The organism is Pseudoxanthomonas winnipegensis (genome assembly GCF_030322905.1).
Classification (GTDB): Bacteria; Pseudomonadota; Gammaproteobacteria; order Xanthomonadales; family Xanthomonadaceae; genus Pseudoxanthomonas_A; species Pseudoxanthomonas_A winnipegensis.
Window position 1 is genome coordinate 2,653,322 of sequence record NZ_CP095475.1, and the last position, 22,202, is coordinate 2,675,523.

At 68.3% G+C, this 22,202-nt stretch carries 16 protein-coding genes; 6 read left to right on the forward strand and 10 right to left on the reverse strand.

All coding sequences use genetic code 11. The annotated features are described in order from the left end of the window. The first annotated feature begins 333 nt into the window (after positions 1-333). The 3 genes from MWN52_RS11750 (at position 334) to MWN52_RS11760 (ending at position 3,276) form a co-directional block, all read left to right on the forward strand. Positions 334-882 (forward strand): YaeQ family protein, encoded by a 549-nt coding sequence (locus tag MWN52_RS11750; RefSeq protein WP_130522839.1) that lies wholly within the window; start codon positions 334-336, stop codon positions 880-882. A 59-nt stretch (positions 883-941) separates the two neighbouring features. Then, entirely contained in the window at positions 942-2,075 is a 1,134-nt protein-coding gene (locus MWN52_RS11755) for a BaiN/RdsA family NAD(P)/FAD-dependent oxidoreductase (protein WP_425608125.1), read from the forward strand. Positions 2,076-2,202: 127 nt separating this feature from the next. Further along, complete coding sequence (locus MWN52_RS11760) at positions 2,203-3,276, forward strand: LacI family DNA-binding transcriptional regulator (RefSeq protein WP_425608027.1); 1,074 nt, start codon at positions 2,203-2,205, stop codon at positions 3,274-3,276. Between the two features lie 49 nt (positions 3,277-3,325). Here the strand turns inward: MWN52_RS11760 and MWN52_RS11765 are convergent, their stop codons facing one another. Together MWN52_RS11765 and MWN52_RS11770 are read right to left on the reverse strand one after the other, a co-directional pair. After that, on the reverse strand, positions 3,326-4,984 hold the full coding sequence (locus tag MWN52_RS11765) for an alpha-amylase family glycosyl hydrolase (protein WP_425608028.1): 1,659 nt from the start codon (positions 4,982-4,984) through the stop codon (positions 3,326-3,328). Next, positions 4,981-6,468 (reverse strand): MFS transporter, encoded by a 1,488-nt coding sequence (locus MWN52_RS11770; protein ID WP_286574779.1) that lies wholly within the window; start codon positions 6,466-6,468, stop codon positions 4,981-4,983. Before MWN52_RS11770 ends, MWN52_RS11765 begins: the two co-directional genes overlap by 4 nt. Before the next feature lie 391 nt (positions 6,469-6,859). Between MWN52_RS11770 and MWN52_RS11775 the strand changes: the two genes are divergently transcribed. Both MWN52_RS11775 and MWN52_RS11780 read left to right on the forward strand, forming a co-directional pair. Then, positions 6,860-8,467 (forward strand): alpha-glucosidase family protein, encoded by a 1,608-nt coding sequence (locus MWN52_RS11775; RefSeq protein ID WP_286574780.1) that lies wholly within the window; start codon positions 6,860-6,862, stop codon positions 8,465-8,467. A 316-nt stretch (positions 8,468-8,783) separates the two neighbouring features. Continuing rightward, on the forward strand, positions 8,784-11,552 hold the full coding sequence (locus MWN52_RS11780) for a TonB-dependent receptor (RefSeq protein WP_286574781.1): 2,769 nt from the start codon (positions 8,784-8,786) through the stop codon (positions 11,550-11,552). Between the two features lie 677 nt (positions 11,553-12,229). On the opposite strand, the gene MWN52_RS11785 is transcribed toward MWN52_RS11780, so the two are convergent. The 8 genes from MWN52_RS11785 to MWN52_RS11820 form a co-directional block, all read right to left on the reverse strand. Further along, positions 12,230-13,660, reverse strand: a complete 1,431-nt coding sequence (locus MWN52_RS11785) for an MFS transporter (protein ID WP_286574782.1) — start codon at positions 13,658-13,660, stop codon at positions 12,230-12,232. A gap of 103 nt (positions 13,661-13,763) precedes the next feature. Further along, positions 13,764-14,348, reverse strand: a complete 585-nt coding sequence (locus MWN52_RS11790) for a GIY-YIG nuclease family protein (RefSeq protein ID WP_286574783.1) — start codon at positions 14,346-14,348, stop codon at positions 13,764-13,766. Continuing rightward, on the reverse strand, positions 14,345-15,724 hold the full coding sequence (locus MWN52_RS11795; protein ID WP_286574784.1) for a DUF763 domain-containing protein: 1,380 nt from the start codon (positions 15,722-15,724) through the stop codon (positions 14,345-14,347). Before MWN52_RS11795 ends, MWN52_RS11790 begins: the two co-directional genes overlap by 4 nt. Positions 15,725-15,779: 55 nt before the next feature. Further along, entirely contained in the window at positions 15,780-16,418 is a 639-nt protein-coding gene (locus MWN52_RS11800; protein WP_286574785.1) for an anthrone oxygenase family protein, read from the reverse strand. Between the two features lie 82 nt (positions 16,419-16,500). Then, entirely contained in the window at positions 16,501-16,803 is a 303-nt protein-coding gene (locus MWN52_RS11805) for a UBP-type zinc finger domain-containing protein (RefSeq protein ID WP_286574786.1), read from the reverse strand. Between the two features lie 10 nt (positions 16,804-16,813). Then, complete coding sequence (locus tag MWN52_RS11810) at positions 16,814-18,487, reverse strand: FAD-dependent oxidoreductase (protein ID WP_286574787.1); 1,674 nt, start codon at positions 18,485-18,487, stop codon at positions 16,814-16,816. Positions 18,488-19,091: 604 nt separating this feature from the next. Beyond that, positions 19,092-19,559 carry an REP-associated tyrosine transposase gene (locus MWN52_RS11815; protein WP_286574788.1) on the reverse strand — a complete coding sequence of 156 codons (468 nt, stop codon included), beginning with the start codon at positions 19,557-19,559 and terminating at the stop codon, positions 19,092-19,094. A gap of 435 nt (positions 19,560-19,994) precedes the next feature. Further along, on the reverse strand, positions 19,995-21,452 hold the full coding sequence (locus tag MWN52_RS11820; protein ID WP_425608029.1) for a glycoside hydrolase family 30 protein: 1,458 nt from the start codon (positions 21,450-21,452) through the stop codon (positions 19,995-19,997). 136 nt (positions 21,453-21,588) lie between these two features. Between MWN52_RS11820 and MWN52_RS11825 the strand changes: the two genes are divergently transcribed. Continuing rightward, positions 21,589-21,915, forward strand: a complete 327-nt coding sequence (locus MWN52_RS11825; protein ID WP_286574789.1) for a BON domain-containing protein — start codon at positions 21,589-21,591, stop codon at positions 21,913-21,915. Positions 21,916-22,202 lie beyond the last annotated feature (287 nt).

Consider the following 22,202-nt stretch of genomic DNA (forward strand, 5'->3'; position numbering starts at 1 on the left):
TGCGGTGAAAAAGCCAACACAATCGCCGGCCGATCCAGGAAATTCGCGGACCAAGCCCCGACATTTCCAGACCCGATCGTTCAACAAGCCACGAAATTCCTTTCAAAACAAACAGCTAGCCGGTAGCATACGCCGTCCGGCAGGTGCCCCAAGTCACCGCCGGTGGCGCCAGCGGATGCTGCGCTGCAGCAGTGCAGCGGGCGTTCGCGCCGGCTCCAGGCCTGGGATGGCCCTGTCCTGCGCGGGATCCTCCCTGCCCCCTCTTTCCCGTGACCGCCCGCGCCGCATGCCTGCGCGGGGGGCGCGTTTGTTCTCACTTCCTTGTCTTGAGCCATGGCCCTTTCCGCCACGATCCGCAAGGTCGAGCTGCAGATCAGCGACCTCGACCGCAACCACTACGCCAGCCACAGCCTGACCCTGGCCCAGCACCCCTCGGAGACCGACGAGCGCCTGGTGGCGCGCGTGCTGGCCTTCGTCCTGTACGCCGACGAACGCCTGGCCTTCGGCCGCGGCCTGAGCAACGAGGACGAGCCCGACCTGTGGCGCCGCGACTACAGCGGCCAGATCGAACAGTGGATCGAACTGGGCCAGCCCGACGAGAGCCGCCTGCGCAAGGCCGCCGGCCGCGCGCGCGAGGTGGTGGTGGTGGGCTACGCCGGGCACGCCGGCGATGTGTGGTGGCACAAGCACGCCGCCTCGCTGCGCCGCATGAAGCAGCTGACCGTGATCGACCTGCCGCAGGACGCGATCCGGGAACTGGCGGCCAGGCTCGTGCGCACCCTGCGCCTGGACGTGCTGATCCAGGACGGCGAAGTCCAGCTGATGGGCGACGATCTGCAGCTGGTGGTGGTCCCCATCGTCCGCCACGCGCCGCAGGACTGAAGGTGCCGGCCGGCTTCACCCACGATGTCCTGATCATCGGCGGCGGCGCGGCCGGGCTGATGTGCGCGGCCACCGCCGGCGCGCGCGGGCGCTCGGTCCTGGTGATCGAGCACGCCAACCGCGTGGGCAAGAAGATCCTGATGTCCGGCGGCGGACGCTGCAACTTCACCAACACCGGCACCTCGCCGGCCAACTATCTGTCGGACAACCCGCACTTCTGCCGCTCGGCGCTGGCGCGCTACACGCCGCGCGACTTCATCGCGCTGGTCGAGAAGCACCGCATCGCCTATCACGAGAAGGAGCTGGGCCAGCTGTTCTGCGACGACTCGTCCAAGCAGATCGTGGCCATGCTGGTCGCCGAATGCGAAGCGGCCGGCGTGCGCATCGCCACCGGCTGCGCTGTTGAGCGCGTGGTCGCGCGCGAGGACGGTGGCTATGCGGTGCACACCGCGCAGGGCGTGTTCGTCGCGCCTTCGCTGGTGGTGGCCAGCGGCGGGCTGTCGATTCCTTCCATGGGCGCCAGCGGCTTCGGCTATGCGCTGGCGCGGCAGTTCGGCCACACGGTGCTGCCCACGCGCGCCGGGCTGGTGCCGCTGACCCTGAGCGGCCGCCCGCAGGAGCAGCTGGCCGACCTGGCCGGCGTGGCGCTGCCGGTGCGCGCGGCGGCCGGCAAGGTCGCCTTCGACAACGCCATGCTGATCACCCATCGCGGCATCAGCGGCCCGGCGATCCTGCAGATCTCCTCGTACTGGCAGCCCGGCCAGCCGCTGCACCTGGACCTGCTGCCGGGACAGGACGCGCTGGCCGTGCTGCAGGCGCAGCGGGCCGCGCGCCCCGCCGCCGAGCTGAAGACGGTGCTGGGCGATCTGCTGCCGCGCCGCTTCGCCCAGCGCCTATGCGAACACTGGCTGCCCAACCGGCCGATGAAGCAGTTCAACGAGCCGCAGCTGCGCCAGGCCGCCGAGCTGCTGCGCGCCTGGCCGCTGGTGGCCAGCGGCACCGAGGGCTATCGCACCGCCGAGGTCACGCTGGGCGGCGTGGACACGCGCGAGGTGTCGCAGGCCACGTTCGAATCCAGGCGCGCGCCCGGCCTGCACTTCATCGGCGAGGTGCTGGACGTCACCGGCTGGCTGGGCGGCTACAACTTCCAGTGGGCCTGGGCCAGCGGCCACGCCGCAGGCGAGGCGGTATAGCGGAAGGCTGCAGGACGGCGGCCAACGGCGCCCGAGCCGGCATGGCCATCGCGTTTGACCCGACGCCCGCACCCCCAAAGCGCAATCGATGCGGCACTGCAGCACGGCCTTCCCGAGGCCGCGTGGCATGATCGCGCGCACCGCAATACAGGCGTGGTGTTCCGTGCAGCATTCGATTAAGGGCAAGGCCACCTCGCTCGACATCGCGCACCTGGCCGGCGTGTCCCAGCCCACGGTCTCGCGCGCCCTGCGCGGCAGCCCGATGGTCAACGAGGACACCCGCCGGCGCATCCTGGCCATCGCCGAGCAGCTGCACTACAAGGTCGACAAGAACGCCTCCAACCTGCGCACCCAGCACACCGGGACGCTGGCGCTGCTGTTCTTCGAGGACCCGACGCCGGACGAGTCGGCGATCAATCCGTTCTTCCTGTCGATGCTGGGCTCGATCACCCGCGCCTGCGCGCTGCATGGCTACGACCTGCTGATCTCCTTCCAGAACCTGTCCACCGACTGGCAGGCCGACTACGCCGACAGCAAGAAGGCCGATGGGCTGATCCTGCTCGGCTATGGCGACTACCTGCAATCGCGCGTGCGGCTGGAGAAGCTGCAGCAGCAGGGCATCCGCTTCGTGCGCTGGGGCGCGGCGCTGCCCGGTCAGCCGGGCGTGTCGATCGGCTGCGACAACTTCCAGGGCGGGCACGACATGGCCGCGCACCTGATCGCCCGGGGGCGGCGGCGCATCGCTTTCCTCGGCCATGCCTCGGCGCACTATCCCGAATTCCAGGAGCGCCATCGTGGCGTCTGCGCCGCCCTCGACGCGGCGGGGCTTCGACACGACGCCGCGCTGCAGGTGGACGCCGAGACCAGCGAGCAGTCCGGCTATGACGCGGCGCGCACGCTGCTGGCGCGCGGCGTGGCCTTCGACGCGGTGTTCGGCGCCAGCGACCTGATCGCCATCGGCGCGATGAAGGCGCTGCGCGAGGCCGGCCTGCGCATCCCCGAGCAGGTGGCCGTGGCCGGCTTCGACGATATCCCGCTCGCGGGCTTCGTCACCCCCGCCCTGTCGACGGTACAGCAGGACACGCGTCAGGCCGGCATGCTGCTGGTGGACGCCCTGCTGCAGCAGCTGCACGGCCAGCCCGTGGACAGCCAGACCATCCCCGTCACGCTGGCGCTGCGCGGCTCCACCCACTGCGGCTGAAGCGCCGCGCAGGGGTCACCGCGGCTTGAGGCGCGCATGCGCGCCTTATTCAATCACGCAGCCGGTGGCCCATGTCTTCGGCCAGGCGCTTGCGCAGGTCGGCGTTGGTCAGCGCACCGTCGTAGAACAGCACCCTGACGCCATGCGCCGGCACCTCCAGCGCGAGGCGGTCATCGATCCGCACCTGGCTGCCGTCGAAGCCATCGCGCCAGGTGCCGGCCTGCAGCAGCGTCTCCAGCCGCAGGGTCGAGGCCGTCTCGGCCTTGTTGAGCAGGACCAGCGCGGTCTGCGCCTGCCCGTCGTGCTCGTAGACGCGATAGAAGGCGCCGGTATCGCCCTTCAGCATCAGGTTTAGCTGGAGCCCGCGCTGCAGCGCGATCGAGTCGCGGCGCAGGTTGGCGATGCGCTTGAGATTGCGGTAGATCGCGCTGTCGCCCGCGGCGTCGATGCGCTGCTGGCCGTAGTAGTTGCGGTTGCCGGCATGCTCGGCCGCGCCGCGCATGAAGCCGGTCTCCGAGCCGTAGTAGATCGCCGGGATGCCGCGCGCGGTGAACAGCCAGTTGTTGGCGTCGATGAAGCCCGCATCGCTGGCATCCAGCCGCGCCATGTCGTGGTTGTCGTAGAAGGTGACCAGGTCGTACGGGTTGGCGTACGGACCGTCCTCCAGGTACAGCGTGCGCTCCAGGTCCTCGTAGCCACCGCCCTCCTTGCCGAACACCTTGGACAGCCTGGCCCGCTGCGGGAAGTCCAACACGCTGTAGTGGCCGTTGCGCTCCAGCGTGTGGGCGGCGATGAAGGCCGCGTCGTAGTCGAAGGCCTCGCCGAACATGAAGAAGCCCGGGTGCTTGGCGCGGATGCGGTCGGCGAACTGCTTCCAGAAGCGGTGCGGCATCCAGCCGATCGTGTCCACGCGAAACGCCGCCGCGCCCTGCTCGATCCACTGCTCGTAGGCGCCGGCCAGATAGTCCAGCACCGCCGGATTGTCCTCGGCCAGGTCCGAGAGCTGGGCCAGACCGCCGCCGGTGTTGTAGAAGGCGTGCATGGGGTTGTGCTTCGGATCCAGCTGGGACGGATCCAGATTCTGGTGGTCGGCCAGCTTGCGGCCGTCCTTGTCGAAGATCTGGCCGAACTTGGGCTGCGCCTTGGGCATCGAGTACGCCGGCGAGCCGTGGTTGGCCACGATGTCCAGCACCACGTCCAGCTGCTGGCCCTTCATGGCGCGGGTGAAGCCGGCGAAGTCCAGGCCCTTGCTGGGCAGGTGTTCGTCCAGCTTGTAGAAGTTCACGCCCCAGTAGCCGTGATAACCGGTCTTGCCCCGGTCGGTCATCGCGCTGCCCCAACGCACCGGCTCACCGCCGGTGAAGGCCTCATCCGGGTTGTCCACGATCGGCGTCACCCACACCGCGCCGAAGCCCATGTCGTGGATGTAGCCGGCGTTGTCGACGATGCCTTTGAAGTCGCCGCCGAGGTAGCCGATGTTGTCGCTCTGCCCGGCCGGCGCGCCCGGCGTGGGCAGGTCGAAGGTGCGGTGCCGGCCGCCCTGGTCGCGATGATCGTTGGACGGATCGCCGTTGACGAAGCGGTCGGTCATCACGAAATAGATCGCCTTGCTGGCGAAGGGTTCGAGCGTGCCGTACAGCTCGTCGGCGCGCGCCGGCACGGCCAGGGACAGGGACAGGGCCAGCAGCGAAAGACAGAACGTTCTCATGCGTGGGCTTCCGGACGGGCATCCCGCACGCGCAGCGTGCACAGGCCGGCCAACAAGAGGCTCAGGCCACCGACGGCCAGCGCGTTGATCGGCGCGCCGCCCAGCACGGTCTTGAGCAGCAGGCCCAGGATCGAGGCGGCCACCAGCTGCGGGATGACGATGAAGAAATTGAAGATGCCCATGTACAGGCCCATCTTGCGCGCCGGCACGCTGTCGGACAGCAGCGCATAGGGCAGCGACAGGATCGAGGCCCAGGCGAAGCCCACGCCGACCATCGACAGCAGCAGCCAGTGCGGATCGCGGATCAGCAGGAACGACAGGAACCCCACTCCGCCCAGGCACAGATTGAGCAGATGGCTCCAGCGCAGCCCCAGCACCCGCACCATCTGCGGGATCACGATCGCGGCCAGCGCCGCGAAGCCGTTGTAGGCGGCGAACAGCACGCCCACCCAGTTGGCCCCGTCGTTGTAGGCGGCCGAAGTGGTGTCGCGCGTGCCGAAGTGCGTGGCGGTGACCGCATCGGTGGTGTAGATCCACATCGCGAACAGGGCGAACCAGGAGAAGAACTGCACCACCGCCAGCTGGCGCATGGTCGGCGGCATGTCCAGCAGATCGTCGACGATGGCCGCATACATGCCGCCGCGCACGCGGCCACGCCCCAGCAGCAGGGCGCCGAACACGGCCGCGCCGCCGCCCAGCACATACAGCTGCTTGTCCAGGCCCAACAGCGCGACCAGCGCGCAGCCGATCAGGCCCAGCACCAGCGCAGCGGTGCCCAGGCGCAGACGCAGCGCGGGCGGGGATGCCGATAGCGCCGGCGCGACCTCCGCCTCCGGCGCTTCGCGCTCGCCGGCCAGCTGGCCCGGCGGATCCTCGCGCGTGGTGAGCACGGTCCACAGGATGGTCAGCAGCAGCACTGCGCCACCGAAGTAGAACGCATAGCGCACGGTGTCCGGCACCTCCCCTGCACCGGCGGTGTTGGCCACGCCGGCCTGCGCCAGCAGCCACGGCAGCAGGCTGGCCACCACCGAGCCGATGCCGATGAAGAAGCTCTGCATCGCATAGCCCGAGGCACGCTGACGGGTGGGCAGCAGGTCGCCGACGAAGGCACGGAACGGCTCCATCGAGATGTTGATCGAGGCATCCAGCACCCAAAGCAGGCCAGCCGCGATCCACAGCGCGGGCGAGTGCGGCATCGCCAGCAGCGCCAGCGTGGCCAGCACCGCACCGATGAGGAAATACGGGCGACGCCTGCCCAGCCGCGTCCAGGTGCGGTCGGACAGATAGCCGACGATGGGCTGCACGATCAGCCCGGTCAGCGGTGCGGCCATCCACAGCACCGGGATCTCGTCCACCGAGGCGCCCAGGGTGTGGAAGATGCGGCTGACGTTGGCGTTCTGCAGGGCGAAGCCGAACTGGATGCCCAGAAAGCCGAAGCACATGTTCCAGATCTGCCAGAACGACAGGGTGCGGGTTTGGCTCATGACGCGCGATCGATCCCCTTGCGACAACGCGCGGCCGTGTCGAATCACGGCCGCGGTTCGCCGGGCGACATGGTGACCGTTGCCGTCGCGCTTTCCATGCTGCAGTGCAACCAAGTGTGTGCATGCGCCGCGACGTCAAAGTCGCGGCCTGCGAATGCAGGCGATACGTTCGAAACGCCTGTTTTCAAGCGGTTTCAGCGATGCGCCGCATGATCGATACACCCCGCGCGAAGCCCCTTCTTCGACTCACGCATCGCAGCCCGCTGCATACGTATTCATGGCCTCGCCCCGTCGTTGCGCGAGGACGCGCCGGGTCATGCGTGGAATAGTGGCGCCCGCTTCGCCCAGGGCCGCTCGCGGTGTCCGGGTCGGATTACTTCGGGGAACGGCAATGAACAACTGGTGGCGCGGCGCGGTGATCTATCAGGTCTACCCGCGCAGCTTCAAGGACACCGATGGCGATGGCGTGGGCGACCTGCCCGGCATCGTCGAGGGCCTGGACTACATCGCCAGCCTGGGTGTGGACGCGATCTGGATCTCGCCGTTCTTCAAGTCGCCCATGGCCGACTTCGGCTATGACATCGCCGACTACCGCGATGTCGATCCGCTGTTCGGCACGCTGGCCGACTTCGACGCCCTGCTGGCCAAGGCGCATGCGCTGGGCCTGAAGGTGATGATTGACCAGGTGCTCAGCCACTGTTCGGACCAGCACGCCTGGTTCCAGGAAAGCCGGTTGAGCCGCGACAACGCCAAGGCCGACTGGTACGTCTGGGCCGATCCGAAGGAGGACGGCACCCCGCCGAACAACTGGATGTCGCTGTTCGGCGGCGTGGCCTGGCGCTGGGAGCCGCGGCGCGAGCAGTACTACCTGCACAACTTCCTCGGCGCGCAGCCGGATCTGAACTTCCACAACCCGGCCGTGCAGCAGGCGACGCTGGACAATGTGCAGTTCTGGCTGGACCGCGGCGTGGACGGCATGCGCCTGGACGCGATCAACTTCTGCTTCCACGACGCGCAGCTGCGCGACAACCCGCCCAAGCCCAAGGAGCAGCGCGTGGGCCGCGGCTTCAGCGCGGACAACCCTTACGCCTACCAGTACCACTACTACAACAACACCCGCCCGGAGATGCTGCCCTTCCTGGAGCGGCTGCGCGGGCTGATGGACCGCTATCCGGACGTGGCCGCGCTGGGCGAGATCTCCTCGGAGGATTCGCTGGCCACTACCGCCGAATACACCGGTCGCAAGCGCCTGCACATGGGCTACAGCTTCGAGCTGCTGGTCGAGGATTTCAGCGCCGGCTACATCCGCGACACCGTCGCCCGGCTGGAGACGGCGATGGACGATGGCTGGCCGTGCTGGGCCATCTCCAACCACGACGTGCCGCGCGCGGTCTCGCGCTGGGGCGGCGCGGGCGATGATGCCTTCGCCGCGCAGCTGGTGGCGCTGGTGTGCTCGCTGCGCGGGTCGGTGTGCCTGTATCAGGGCGAGGAACTGGGGCTGAGCGAGGCGCAGGTGCCCTTCGAGCTGCTGCAGGATCCCTACGGCAAGGCCTTCTGGCCTAACTTCAAGGGCCGCGACGGTTGCCGCACGCCGCTGCCTTGGCGCGATGCCGACGCCGGCGGCTTCACCAGCGGCAAACCTTGGCTGCCGGTGCCGGCCGAGCACCGCGCGCGCAGCATCGCCGCCCAGCAGGCCGATGCGGATTCGGTTCTGCAGCACGTGCGCCGCTTCCTGCGCTGGCGGCGCCGGCATCCGGCGCTGGTACTGGGCACGATCGCCTTCCTGCAGACCGACGAGCCGGTGCTGGCCTTCCTGCGCGAGCACGAAGACCAGCGCGTGCTGGTGGTGTTCAACCTCTCGGCCCAGGCGCAGCGCTGGACCCTGCCCGAAGGCCTTGCCGCCACTGCGCTGGAGGATCACGGACTGCCGGGCGCACCACTGGAAGGACGTACGCTCGCCCTGCCCGCACGCGGCAGCTGGTTCGGCGTCGTGGCGTGATCGAGCCGTGCGTCGGCGGCTGCGCGGAATCGTTCCTGCGCTGCAGCACGGACGCCAGAGAACGCCGGAAAGCCCTTGTTTCCAAGCCGTTTTCGGTCGCGCGAGCGAAGACGCTGGCCGCTGCATCGCCCGTCCGATGACGTCGTTGCAAGCGCACCGCCATGAATACGTATGCAGGCCCATGCACATCCGGGAACGCGCACTACCATGGCCGCCCATTCAAGCAAGGCGCTGTTCCGGGCCTTCGCGAATCGCCGGTGTCGAGGGGGACACCGGATCAACTCGAATGCAGTACCAACATTGACTGGAGGGGAAAATGTTGACTCCCAAGCGCAACCTGCTGTGCCTGTCCATCGCCGTGGCCATGAGCATGGCCACCGCCCAGGCCTGGGCCCAGAGCACGCCGGCCAACACCGAGGCCGATCCGGCCGCGGTCAAGACCGACGCCACCGACCTGGACCGGGTCAAGGTCACCGGCATCCGCCGCGGCATCGAGGGCGCGATCTCGGTCAAGAAGGACGCCACCTCGATCGTCGAGGCGATCTCGGCCGAGGACATCGGCAAGCTGCCCGACGTGAGCATCGCCGAGTCGCTGGCCCGCCTGCCCGGCCTGGCCGCGCAGCGCGTGGCCGGACGCGCGCAGGTGATCAGCGTGCGCGGCCTCTCGCCCGACTTCTCCACCACCCTGCTCAACGGCCGCGAGGTGGTGAGCACCGGCGACAACCGCAGCGTGGAGTTCGATCAGTACCCGTCCGAGCTGGTCAACGGCGTGACCGTGTACAAGACGCCCGACGCCGGCCTGGTCGGCCAGGGCCTGTCCGGCACCGTGGACATGCAGACCGTGCGTCCGCTGAGCTTCGGCGAGCGCGTGATCGCGCTCGGTGGCCGCTACCAGCGCAACTCGCTGGGCAAGGCGGCCAACGTCGATCCTTACGGCAACCGCTTCAGCGCCAGCTACATCGATCAGTTCTTCGACAAGACCCTGGGCCTGTCGATCGGCTATGCGCATACCGACACGCCGATCCAGGAGAACCAGGTCGGCTTGTACGAGCCGTGGAGCACGCAGAACACCGACAGTGGCAACCGCCCCGGCGTGGCGCCGGGCACTTACTTCTCGGACGGCATCAAGGCCCTGCGCCGCACCGGCAACTCCAAGCGCGACGGCGTGATGGCGACCCTGCAGTACCGCCCGTCCAACGCCTGGACCAGCACGCTGGACGCCTTCCACACCGAGGCCGAGCAGGTCGATACCGCCAACCAGTTCGAGGTCAACCTCAGCAACTACAACGGCGGCTACACCCCGGGGCTGAACATCGCCAACCCGCAGGTCAACGGCAACGACACCTTCACCGGCGGCACCGCCAGCGGCGTCTATCCGCTGGTGCGCGGCATGTACAACAAGCGCAAGGACAAGATCGACGCCTTCGGCTGGAACAACGCCTTCAACGTCGGCGCGGTCAAGGTCAACGCCGACCTCAACTACTCCAAGGCCACGCGCAAGGAGCTCAACCTGGAGAGCAATCTCCAGCTCACGCCGATGCCGCAGCTGGACACGGTCGACCTGGCCTATCGCAACAACGACTTCTCGCAGATCTCGCCGGGGCTGAACTACTCCAACCCCGAGTCGCTGTTCATCACCAACACCATCTACGGCTCGGGCTACGGCAAGGTGCCGCAGGTGGAGGACGAGCTGAAGGGCGCACGCCTGCAGGCCAGCTTGCCCATGCCCGACGCGCTGAGCTGGTTCTCCGACCTGGACGTGGGCGTCAACTACGCCCGCCGCGAGAAGACCAAGCACCAGCCCGAAGGCAACATCAACCTGGGCCCGCAGGGCGACACCACCATCGCCCCCGATCTGCAGTACGCGCCGGTCAACCTGGGCTTCGCCGGCATCGGCTACATCCCGGCCTGGAACGTGCCTGGCGCGGTGGACCGCTACATGCAGTTCTCGCCCAACGAGGACGCCTCCTACCTGGTGTCCAAGGCCTGGACCGTGCTGGAGAAGATCACCACCGCCTGGATGCGCGCGGACATCGACACCCAGTGGGGCGAAGTGGGCGTGCGCGGCAACCTGGGCGTGCAGCTGCAGCACACCGACCAGTCCTCGCAGGCCAACTACTGGGACGGCTCGCAGCCGGCGGGCAGCGAAGTACGCCCCATCGACGACGGCAAGACCTATAACGACTGGCTGCCCAGCCTCAACCTGGCCTTCCAGTTCCCCGCCGACCAGACCCTGCGCTTCGCCTTGGCCAAGCAGGTCGCGCGCCCGCGCGTGGACCAGATGCGCGCCTCGCTGGAGTTCGGCGTGGATACCTCCACCGGCAAGCCCGGCGCCAGCGGCGGCAATCCGATGCTCGATCCGTGGCGCGCCAATGCGCTGGACATCTCCTACGAGAAGTATTTCGGCGAGAAGGCCTATGTGGCCGCCGCGTTCTTCTACAAGGATCTCAAGAGCTACATCTACACCCAGACCCGCGACAACTACGACTTCAGCGACCTGGTCGCCGGCTACGTGCGTCCGCCCGGCATGAGCGTGCCGGTGCAGACCACCGGCACCTTCAGCGCGCCGTTCAACGGCAAGGGCGGCAAGCTGCGCGGCCTGGAACTGACCGCCTCACTGCCGCTGGACATGGTGTTCGCGCCGCTGGAGGGCTTCGGCATCCAGGCCAGCGCCACGTTCAACGACAGCGACGTCAAGATCAAGGATCCGGAGAGCGCCTCCAGCGTCGGCGACGGCGCGATCAGCCTGCCCGGCCTGTCCGACCGCGTGTACAACCTCACCGCTTACTTCGAGCGCAACGGCTTCGAGGCGCGCGTGAGCCAGCGCCGCCGCTCGGACTTCATCGGCGAGATCGGCAACTTCAACGGCAACCGCACCCTGCGCTACGTGGTCGGCGAGAACATCACCGACGCCCAGGTCAGCTATACCTTCGGCAGCGGCCGGCTGGACGGCCTGAGCCTGCTGCTGCAGGCCAGCAACCTCACCAACACCCCGTACCGCACCTACGCCGGCAGCAAGGACCGCCCGCTGGAGTACATCGAGTGGGGCCGCACCATCGTGCTGGGCGTGAACTACAAGTTCTGACCCGCTTCGCCTGAGAAGATGAAGCAAGGGCGCCGGATCGCATCCGGCGCCCTTTTTGTTTCTTCTCTGGATTGATAGACCGGCGCCCTTCTTTTGCTGCTTCTCTCGACTGATGGACCGCAGCCCATTTTTTTCGCTTCTCTCGACCGATCGATTGGCGCATGCGCGTGTCGAGCTTCTTGGGAGGGGTGGCGGGCCGGCAGGGCGCGGCGCCTCGGCTCGCTGATTCCTTGAAGGCCGGCGTCTGGATGGAAAGGCCTGAGTGGGTTTCATGCTGCGCTGCGAGCAGCTGTCTCTCAGATCGCAGCCTCGTTGTAGAGCGGAGCTTGTGGCAATCCCCTCTTGGGGACTCCGCTGCTCTTCGTTCGGTTCGCAGGGAAAGCCCCAGCGGAGCAAGCTCCGCTCTACAAGTGGGAGCCGGCGAGCACCAAGCGCGCCGCCGCGGTCCATCTTTCGAGCCGAAGCCCATGCGCTCAACGCGCGAGGCAGCGGGCCGGCGGGCGGAGGCCGCGCCTAGCGAGGCAGGAAGCCGAGCGCCTTGAGTCAGGACAGGATGCCCTGACCGAGGGATAAGCGGACACCGCACGCCGGACCGCTGCCCTTCCGAAGCAACAACACGCACGCACCACGGTCCATCGCAACGTGATCCCTGGCTCAGGGGAACAACATTCCCCGGCTCAAGTCCCCGGCCGCGCCACCACCTTAGGCTCGTGTACTTCCTCGCCCGGCTTGGCACGGCCGGCCATCTCCGCGCCGGCGTCGGGCGCCAGCTTGCGCATGGCGATCACCGAGCTGGCCGAGATCAGGCCGATGGTGAGGAAGGCGAAGGTGAAGTTGATCGGCACCCCGGTCGGCTGACCGGTGGCCAAGCTGGCCAGGCTGAGCGCATAGCCGCCGACCGTCACGCCCAAGGCCAGCGAGATCTGCTGGATCATCGCCGCCAGGCTGGTCGCCTGCCCCATGCGCGCCTGATCCACTTCCGAATAGATGATCGCGTTGAGGCTGGTGAATTGCAGCGAGCGGAAACAGCCACCGACCAGCAGCAGCGTCACCATCAGCAGATACGGCGTCCCCGGCCGGAAGAAGCCATAAGTCGCCAGCATCAGCGACGCCGCCACCGCGTTGAACACCATCACCTTGCGGAAGCCATAGCGCTTGAGGATGCGCGCCGCCAAGGTCTTCATGAACATCGCGCCGGCTGCCGAAGTGAAGGTGATCGCACCGGACTGCAACGGATTGAGACCGAAGCCCAGCTGCAGCATCAGCGGCAGCAGGAACGGGATCGCGCCGATGCCGATGCGGAACACCGACCCGCCCAGCACGCCGATGCGGTAGGTGGGCAGCTGCAGCAGGCTCAGGTCGATCAGCGGATGCGCGACCCGGCGCGCATGCCACAGGTAGACGCCCATCACCGCCGCGCCCACCGCCACGCAGCCCAGCGCCAGGCCGATATTGACCATGTGCCGCCCAAGCGTGGCCAGCCCGAACATCGTCAGCGCCAGCCCGATGCCCGACAGCGCGAACCCCGTCCAGTCCAGCGGCTGCACCGGCTCCTTGAGCAGCGGAATATGTCGCCACGCCAGCCACATGCCCAGCGCGCCGATCGGCAGATTGATCAGGAAGATGAAACGCCAGTGGCTATAAGTGGTGATTAGACCGCCCAGCAGCGGGCCCAGGATCGGCCCCAGCAGCGCGGGGATGGTCAGCCAGCTCAGCGCCCGCACCAGCTCGGCCTTGGCCACGCTGCGCAACAGCACCAGCCGCCCGACCGGCACCATCATCGCCCCGCCCATGCCCTGGACGAAGCGGGCGGCGACCATCCATTCCAGCGAGGTCGAGGCCGCGCAGCCCAGCGAGCCGAGCAGGAACACCGCGATGGCCGTCATGAAGGTCGGCCGCGCGCCGAAGCGGTCGGCGACCCAGCCGCTGATCGGGATGAACACCGCCAGCGCCAGCAGGTAGGTGGTCAGGGCCAGCTTCAGCGCCACCGGCTCCACGCCCAGGTCCGTGGCGATCGCCGGCAGCGAGGTGGTGATCGCCGTGGAGTCCATGTTCTCGATGAACAAGGCGGTGGCGACGATCAGCGGCAGCAGGCGTTCGGGCTTCAATGGACCGGTGGGGCGACAGCGGGAGCAGTGATTTTCGCTCAAACGCCCTTGCTCGCGCGTGAGCCGCGGCCCGGCCCGGCCCGCTGGCCGGCACACGCCGACCTCAGACCTTGCCGTACCAGCGCGCGATCGCCGGCGACAGCCGATCGGTGAGGTCGATGCCCAGGCTGCGATAGCCGTCCAGCACATCGCCCAGCGCCCGCCCGGCCGGCGTGCGGGCGATCAGGCCCTCGCGTTCCTCGACGCTGAGCTGGGCATCGGCCCAGTCGTAGAGCCGGTCGATCCGCGACAGGGCCGCCGCGCGCAGCCAGCCGTGCAGCGGCAGTACGCGATAGCCGCCCTGCGCCAGCTCGGCCACGTGCGTGGCCAGCGGCGCGGCCACGCCGCGGAACCACTCGGTCTGGCCGCCGGCCGCATCGCGGATGGTCAGCGGCATCGGGGCGCGATGGGCACGCAGCGGCCCGCGCAGCCGCAGTTCCAGGTCGCGGGCATCGCGGACGGTCTCGGTCTCGATCAGCACGCCGCTGTGCAGGTCGAAGAACTCGAACCAGCGCGGATGCAGCGCGCCGATCCGCCCCAGCGGATCGCGCGAGAACCCGATCTTGCAGAAGTCCTCCCAGGCGCACGGAAAGACATAGGTGAAGCAGCGCCCGTCGATCGGGACCGCCGCCTCGGCGGCGCGGCTCATGATGCGGCGCGCTGCGGGGCGGCCGGCGCGGGAGGAACTCCAGCCGCCTCATCCGGCGCCGGCTCCCAGCCGAACACGCTGCGCCCGCCGTAGCGATGCGACTGGCGGCGCTCCTCTTCCAGGTACGCCTCCAGCGACGGACCTTCGGCCTGCGCCTCCAGCTGCCGCGCCTGCGCATCCAGGCGGCGGATCGCCTCGAGCTTTTCCTCGTTGCCCAGCCGGGCCTGGCGCACGGCGGTCTTGAGCACGCCGATGGTGTGGTCCAGCACCTGGGTCGGCACCGGGAAGGGATGCCGGTCCTTGCCGCCATGGGCCAGCGAGAACCGCGCCGGATCGCTGAAGCGGCACGGCGTGCCGTGCAGCACCTCGGCCACCATCGCCAGCGAGCGCACGGTGCGCGCGCCCACGCCGGGCACCTGCAACAACGCGGTGAAGTCCTTCGGCCCCTGCTCGGCCGCCGCGGCCAGGCTGCCGTGCAGCCGGCGCAGGACGATGTCCTGCGCGCGCACATCGTGGTGGTCCGGCAGCGACAGGTGCGGCTGCGCGGCCGGATTCCAGGCCTGCGGACCGGGCGCCTCCGCCGCCGGCTCGGCGAACAGGTCGCCGGTGACGGGCGCCGCGGCCTCGGTCCGCGCGCGGGCCAGGCGCTTGGCCGTGGCCGCCGACGGCGTCGCCAGGCGCCCGTATTCGCGCGCGATCTCCTGCGGGTTCAGCGTCTGCAGCAGCGAGACCTGCGCCGCCCGCGCGCCGGCGGCCCGACGATCGGCCAGGTTGACGATCGCACCCTGGCGCGGGCCCTCGATGGCCGCGTGCGGCGCATCGACGAAGTCCTTCAGCCCTTCGGACAGCCAGTGATAGCGACGCGCCTGCCTGCTGGCGGTGTTCATGCCCTGCTGCACCACCACCCACTGGCCGTCGTCGCCGACGATGAAGCCGTGCAGATACAGGTCGAACCCGTCCTGCACCGCCGCGCTGTCCACCTTGGCCACCAGCCGGCTGGCCCGCGCCAGCGCCGCGCCGTCCACGCCGGTGCGCTCGCCCACCGCCAGCAGCTCGTCGGGCGTGGCGCGCGAATGCCGGCCACGGCCGCCGCACACATGCAGGCCCAGCTCGCCCGACAGCGGCGTCAGCCCGCGCTTGAGCGCGCCGATCACGCTGGTGGTGATGCCGGAGGAATGCCAGTCCATGCCCATCACCGCGCCGAAGGACTGGAACCAGAACGGATGGGCCAGCCGCCGCAGCAGCTCGTCGCGCCCATAGGTGTGGACGATGGCCTGGCACATCACCGCACCCAGCCGGGTCATGCGCTGGCCCAGCCACGCCGGTACGCGCCCGCCATGCAGGGGAAGATCGGCGCTGCCGCCGCGTCGGGTCATGGAACCTGCCTCACCGCACCAGCCTGCCACGCGCCCATCTCAGCGTGTGAGACCGCTAAAGCAGCTCGGACACGAAGTACGCCACGAACGCCAGCAGCAGGAGGACACAGCCCGCATACGCGAGCCTGCTCGCGAGCGATGCGGGGCCGGTCACGACCTGTTCGTCGGGGAACGGCAGGCTGATCGCACGCAGGGTGCTGAGAAACCCCGCCGTCGCGGCGATCACGCGCAGCCAGTCGTTGCGCAGCCAGGCATGCACCAGGGCCTCGATACCTGCCTGATCCTGCAGCGCGCCGGGCGCGCCCTTGGCGATGGCCCAGAGCGCGGCATTCATGGGCCAGAACGACGCCACGGTGAAGACCAGCACGACCAGGATCGTCAGTGCCGATGCCAGCAGCCAGCGGCGGTAGCGCATCGGAGTGCGCCAGCCGGCGAAGACCGCGATCCACGTGGCGACCAGCAGCAAGGCCGAGGGCGGAATGAAGAAGTCACCGGTATTGACCGGATATGCGGCCCCGTAGGGCAACAGCCGCAACGAGGCCGGCGGCGCCGCGCTCCAGGCGCCCGCCAGGATCACCAAGTCGAAGACCTTGGCCCCCAGCAGGACGCCCCACGCGATCGCCGCAAACCAGAGCGCGCCACGCACGATCCTTTGACGCCACGGCGAAGCGGGCAGCACGCTCGGGCTGGACATGCACGGTCCTTCAGGCTGCGGTGACCGCATCGTACCGGACCCGTCGGCCTCGGCATCGCCCGACGGTCGCACCGCGGCCGCGCTACACGTAGCGCGGGATCGGCCCCAGCTGCGGCGTCTGATCGGGCAGATGGACCTCGGTCCTGTCCACGTAGCACCAGCCCCAGCCTTCGGGCGGGTCGTAGCCCTCGATGATGGGATGGCCGGTGGCGTGGAAATGCGCGCTGGCGTGGCGGTGCGGCGAATCGTCGCAGCAGCCGACATGACCGCAGATGCGGCACAGGCGCAGATGCACCCACGGGCTGCCGATGGCCAGGCAATCCTCGCAGCCCTTGGCGCTGGGCGTGACCTCGGCGATGTCATCCAGATGCGTGCAACGGGACATGATGGCTCCTTCAGGGCTCTGCGGCAGGGCGCGGCTCCAGGGCCGCCAGGTATTGATGGATCTGCGCAACCACGGCCGCGCCCTCGCCCACCGCGGCGGCCACGCGCTTGACCGAACCGGCGCGCACATCGCCGATGGCGAACACGCCGGGCCGGTCGGTCTCCAGCAAGGCCGCGCCGTTGGCACCGGTGACCACGAAGCCGGCCGGGTCCAGCGTCACGCAGCCCTTGAGCCAATCGGTATTGGGGTCGGCGCCGATGAACAGGAACAGATGCCGCAGCGAGCAACTGTGCGACTGGCCGCTCGTGCGATCGCGATAGGTCGCACCGGACAGCGCGCCCTGATCGTCGGCCTCCAGCGACAGCAGCTCGGTATTGGTGTGCAGCTCCACGTTGGGCAGCGCCTGGATGCGTTCGATCAGGTAGCTGGACATCGACGCCTCCAGGCTCTGGCCGCGGATGACCAGATGCAGCTTCTTCACCTTCGGCGCCAGGTAGACCACCGCCTGCCCGGCTGAATTGCCGCCGCCCAGCAGCGCGATCTCCTCGCCGGCGCACATGCGCGCCTCGATCGGGGAGGCCCAGTAGGACACGCCGCTGCCCTCGAAGCGCGCCAGCTGCGCGACCTCCGGCCGGCGGTAGCGCGCCCCGGAAGCGACCACCACCGTGCGCGCCTGCACCACCTGGCCGTTGTCCAGGCTCAGCTGCAGCGGCGCATGCGGATCCTCGGCCTTGGCCTCGCACTGCAGCGTGCGCACATCCAGCGGCAGCGCCAGTTCCACGCCGAACTTCAGCGCCTGGTTGTAGGCGCGCCCGGCCAGCGCCTGGCCGGAGATGCCGGTGGGGAAGCCCAGATAGTTCTCGATGCGCGAAGACGCACCGGCCTGCCCGCCGATGGCGCGCTGCTCCAGCACCAGCACCGAGAGCCCCTCGGACGCCGCATAGACCGCCGTCGCCAGCCCCGCCGGCCCCGCGCCGACCACGACTACGTCGTGGACCACCGCCGGATCCAGCTCCGGCGTCATGCCCAGGCAGCTGGCCGCGGCCAGGTTGGTCGGCCGCTTGAGCACGGTGCCGTTGGGGCAGATCATCAGCGGCAGTTCTTCGGCGTGGATGCCCAGGCGCTCGACCAGGGCCTGTCCCTGCGCGTCCTGGGTCGCGTCCAGCAGCGTGTTGGGATAGCCGTTGCGGGTGAGGAAGCCCTGCAGCCGCACCAGCTCGGCCTCGCCCGGCTGGCCGACCAGCACCGAGCCGACCGCCTCGCTTTCGATCAGGCCCACGCGGCGCAGGATCAGCGCGCGCATCACGATTTCGCCCAGCTCGGCCGCGCCGATCAGCAGGGCGCGCAGATGCGCGGCATCCAGGGGCACGGCCTTGCAGCCCTGCGCACCGGCCACGCCACCGGCCAGCGAACTACGCCCAGCCAGCTGGCTGACCTCGCCGGTGAAGCTGCCCACGCCGTGCTCGTGGATGACCTCCTCATGGCCCAACCCGTCGCGACGCGACACGACGATGCTCCCCTCCAGCACCAGCCAGACCGGCGCCGGGTGGTCGCCGACGGCGAACACCTCCTCGCCCGGCGCGAACCGCCGCAGCGGCCCGCTGGCGAACCGCCGCGCCGTGGCCAGCTGGGCCGCATCCAGCGCCGGGTACATCTGGTGATGCCGGGTATCGATCAGTGCCATGCGAATGCTCGGTGTCCAGGCGGCAGACCCCGCCGCCGAACGCCCTTTCTACCATCTTGGGTCGATCCGGGACTGCATGCCCGCGCGGCGCGGCGGACCACGCAAGGCAAGCCCAAGGCCTGCCCCCCATCATGGGGCCAAAAAATTCAAAACCCTCTGTAGAGCGGAGCTTGCTCCGCTGCCTTTCGGTCAGATCACCCGGAAATGATCAACGAAGCAAGCCCAACTGCCCTTCGATCAGATCGCCTGGAATGCTTCAGCGGAGCAAGCTCCGCTCTACAGGGCCGCTGCCCTTCGGCCAAATCACCGAAGATGCCCAGCGCAACAGATATCGCTGTCTGCCAGATCGCCGAAAGCGCCGATCATCGAGCGATCGCAAGCGATCAGCACATCACGCGACATGGCGCAGAAAAATTCAAACCCTCTGTAGAGCGGAGCTTGCTCCGCTGCCCTTCGATCAGATCGCCTGGAATGCTCCAGCAGAGCAAGCTCCCCTGCCTTCGATCAAGTCGCCTGGAATGCTCCAGCGGAGCAAGCTCCCCTGCCCTTCGATCAGATCGCCTGGAATGCTCCAGCGGAGCAAGCTCCGCTCTACAGGGCAGGGTCATGGCGCCAGCGATAGGTCGCTGCCATATCGGCACCAGGCATGTGGATACTCACCCAGACCCCCAGCCAATCCACGTCGCACAGGATTCCCGAGGATGTAGCGCGCCTGCGTCAGCAGATCCTCGTCACCGCGCATCTGCCGGTCATAGAACCCTGGCTGCCAGAATGCACCGCGTGTTCCGCGCGCGATATTGATGTCACGCGCAGCCTGCGACTTCAATCGCTGCACCACGCGGCTCAAGCTCTCGGCCCGCAATTCGAACAACCAGTGCACGTGATCCGGCATGACGACCCAGGCAATGGAGTCGCTATCGCCGGACGCATCCGACCCACGCAATTCAGAAGCCATCGCTTGCGCGGCGACCGGATTGGCGAAGAGGGGACGACGCAAAAGCGTCACCGTGGTCACCGCGTAGACAGCGCCGATCACCGAGTACCGTCCAATGTGTAGCGCAGGGCTTGCCATGCCCACAGCCTGAGCGGCGCGCCTCGCGCAATGCATCAGGCGCTCGCCCGACATCGCATCGGAAAAATCGCAACCCACCGTAGAGCGGAGCTTGCTCCGCTGCCTTTCGTTCGGATCACCGGAACCGCAGAGCGGAGCTTGCTCCGCTGCCCTTCGTTCGGGTCGCCGGAACCGTAGAGCGGAGCTTGCTCCGCTGCCCTTCGGTCGGGTCGCCTAAACCGTAGAGCGGAGCTTGCTCCGCTGCCCTTCGGTCGGATCGCCGGAACCGTAGAGCGGAGCTTGCTCCGCTGCCCTTCGGTCGGGTCGCCGGGGACGGCCTAGCGGAGCAAGCTCCGCTCTACAAGGTGGATACCACGGGCCAAAGCAGGACATCCCGCGGATGCGGGCGTCTTCTTCGATCATGCCGATCGAAGAGGCCGGGGATGACGCGCCGGCTCAGTACACCAGCGTCTGGATCGCGTGCGCGGGGATCTTCACCTGGGTGGACGCCTCGCCGACATAGAAGTTGTAGGTGATCGCCTGGTCGCTGCCATTCATCACCACGGTGGCCAGCCGGTTGTCCCGGTTGAGAAACGCGGTAGTCATCAGATTGCTGCGGCTGCTGGCGGCACTCACGCGCTGGGCCTGCGGGCGGATGAACTTGGAGAAATGGCCGATGTACCAGTACGGCGGGGTGTAGATCAGCTCGCCGGTGCGCGTGTCGGCCTGCAGCGGGGCGAAGCAATAGTTGCCCACGTGGTTGGGACCGCCGTGCTCGTCCAGCAGGATGTTCCAGTCGGTCCAGGCCACCGCGCCGCCGTTGAAATCGTGGATCATCGAGGCGCCATAGCGCTCGCCGTGGGCCCAGTCCTGGATGCGGTCGAAGTCGAACTTCTCGATCGAGGCCTCGGTCAGCAGCAGCGGCTTGTCCGGATAGGCGCGCGAGACGGCGGCCACGTTGTCGTACATCGGGTCGAAGCCAGCCCAGGTCTCATACCAGTGGAAGCCCATGCCCCAGGCGTACTTGGCCGCCTCCGGGTCGTCGAAGAGCACGTTGGCGCGGTGGACCATCATGTCGCGGTTGTGGTCCCACACGATGATCTTCTTGTCCCCGTAGCCGGCCTTGGCCATGGTCGGACCCAGGTGCTCCTTGAGGAAGTCACGCTCCTGCTCGGCCGAGAACTGCATCGACTCCCAGATCTGCACGGCCATCGGCTCGTTCTGGATGCTGATGCCCCAGATCGGGATGCCTTCCTTCTCGTAGGCCGCGATGAACTTGGTGTAGTAGTTGGCCCAGGCATCGGCATATTCGGGCAGCAGATGGCCGCCCTTGAGCATGCTCTTGTTGTCCTTCATGAAGGCCGGCGCGCTCCAGGGGCTTGCGAACATCGGCAGCGTGCCGCCGGCCGCGGCGATCGCCTGCTTGATCATCGGGATGCGGTACTTGCGGTCGTGCGCGACGGAGAAGGTCTTGAGGTCCTTGTCGCCTTCCTTGATGTAGGTATAGCTGGCGCTGGAGAAGTCCGAGCTGTGGATGGTGGTGCGGGCCCAGCTGTAGCCGATGCCGGCGTCCGGGTCGTAATAGGCCCTCATGAATTCGGCCTGCTTGGCCTTGCTCAGCTTGGCGTAGGTCTCGGCCGCCGCATCGGTGATTGCCCCGCCCACGCCCATCACGGTCTGGAAGCGCCGGGTCGGGTCGACGAAGATCGAGTTCTCGCGCTCGGTAAGGGCGTGGCCGGGCTGCAGGGCGGCCACCTCGCTGCGCACCATCTGCGCGGGCGCGCCCGAGGCCGAGGTGTAGACCGTCACCGCGCCGCCGCTTGGCGTGTAGGCCGCGCTCGTGACCTCCGCCCCCTGCGCAGTGGCCGCGGCCAGCAGCGCGCCCATCAGCGACACCCGCATCGTCTGTTTCATCGTGCCCTCCCAGGCGAATCGAAATCCCCACAAGCATACGCGTCCCGGCGGACACGCCCTTCATCGAGCGCGCTCTTGGCGGTGCGCTCACTTGCGCGGGCGCAGCATCGCCTCACCCACTACAAGGACTTCCACCATGAGCACCCCTGCCCGCTCCGACCAGCTGATCGGCGACGATGTGGTCCGCACCCTGGCGCAGCAGCCGGACATCGAGGCCGGCGAGATCCTGGTCGAGATCCGGGACGGCCAGGTCACGCTGACCGGCAACGTGCCCGAGCGCGACATGAAGCAGCGCGCCGTGGCCTACGTGCGCCAGATCGACGGCGTGGTCGGCGTGCGCGATCTGATCCGCTACGACGACGGCAGCGCGTCCTTCGGGCCGCCGGGCCAGGCGGTGCGGGATGGGGACCATGAGGGCGGTCCGGGATCGGCTGCGGAGGCTGATCTGCGTGAGGATGGCTGATAGATCCGGACACACCTCTAGATCCGGACATACCTAGGAAATGTGATCTTCGCCCGATCCAGGGAGCGCTGCGTTTGAGAGCCGGGACTTCGGTGGGGCCGCGGTCACAGTGCTTCGGTTTGCGAGGGTGTTCGAACCCCTGCCTCGCGCACACCACGATCAGTGACAGAAAACTATCGACTTGAGGCCCCCTCCCTTTCGCCATAGGCGGAGGGGAGGGCTGGGGAGGGGTCGGGGCCTTCCCGGTCAAGCCACCGAAGCAACAGCAAAGGCACCCCACCCCAGCC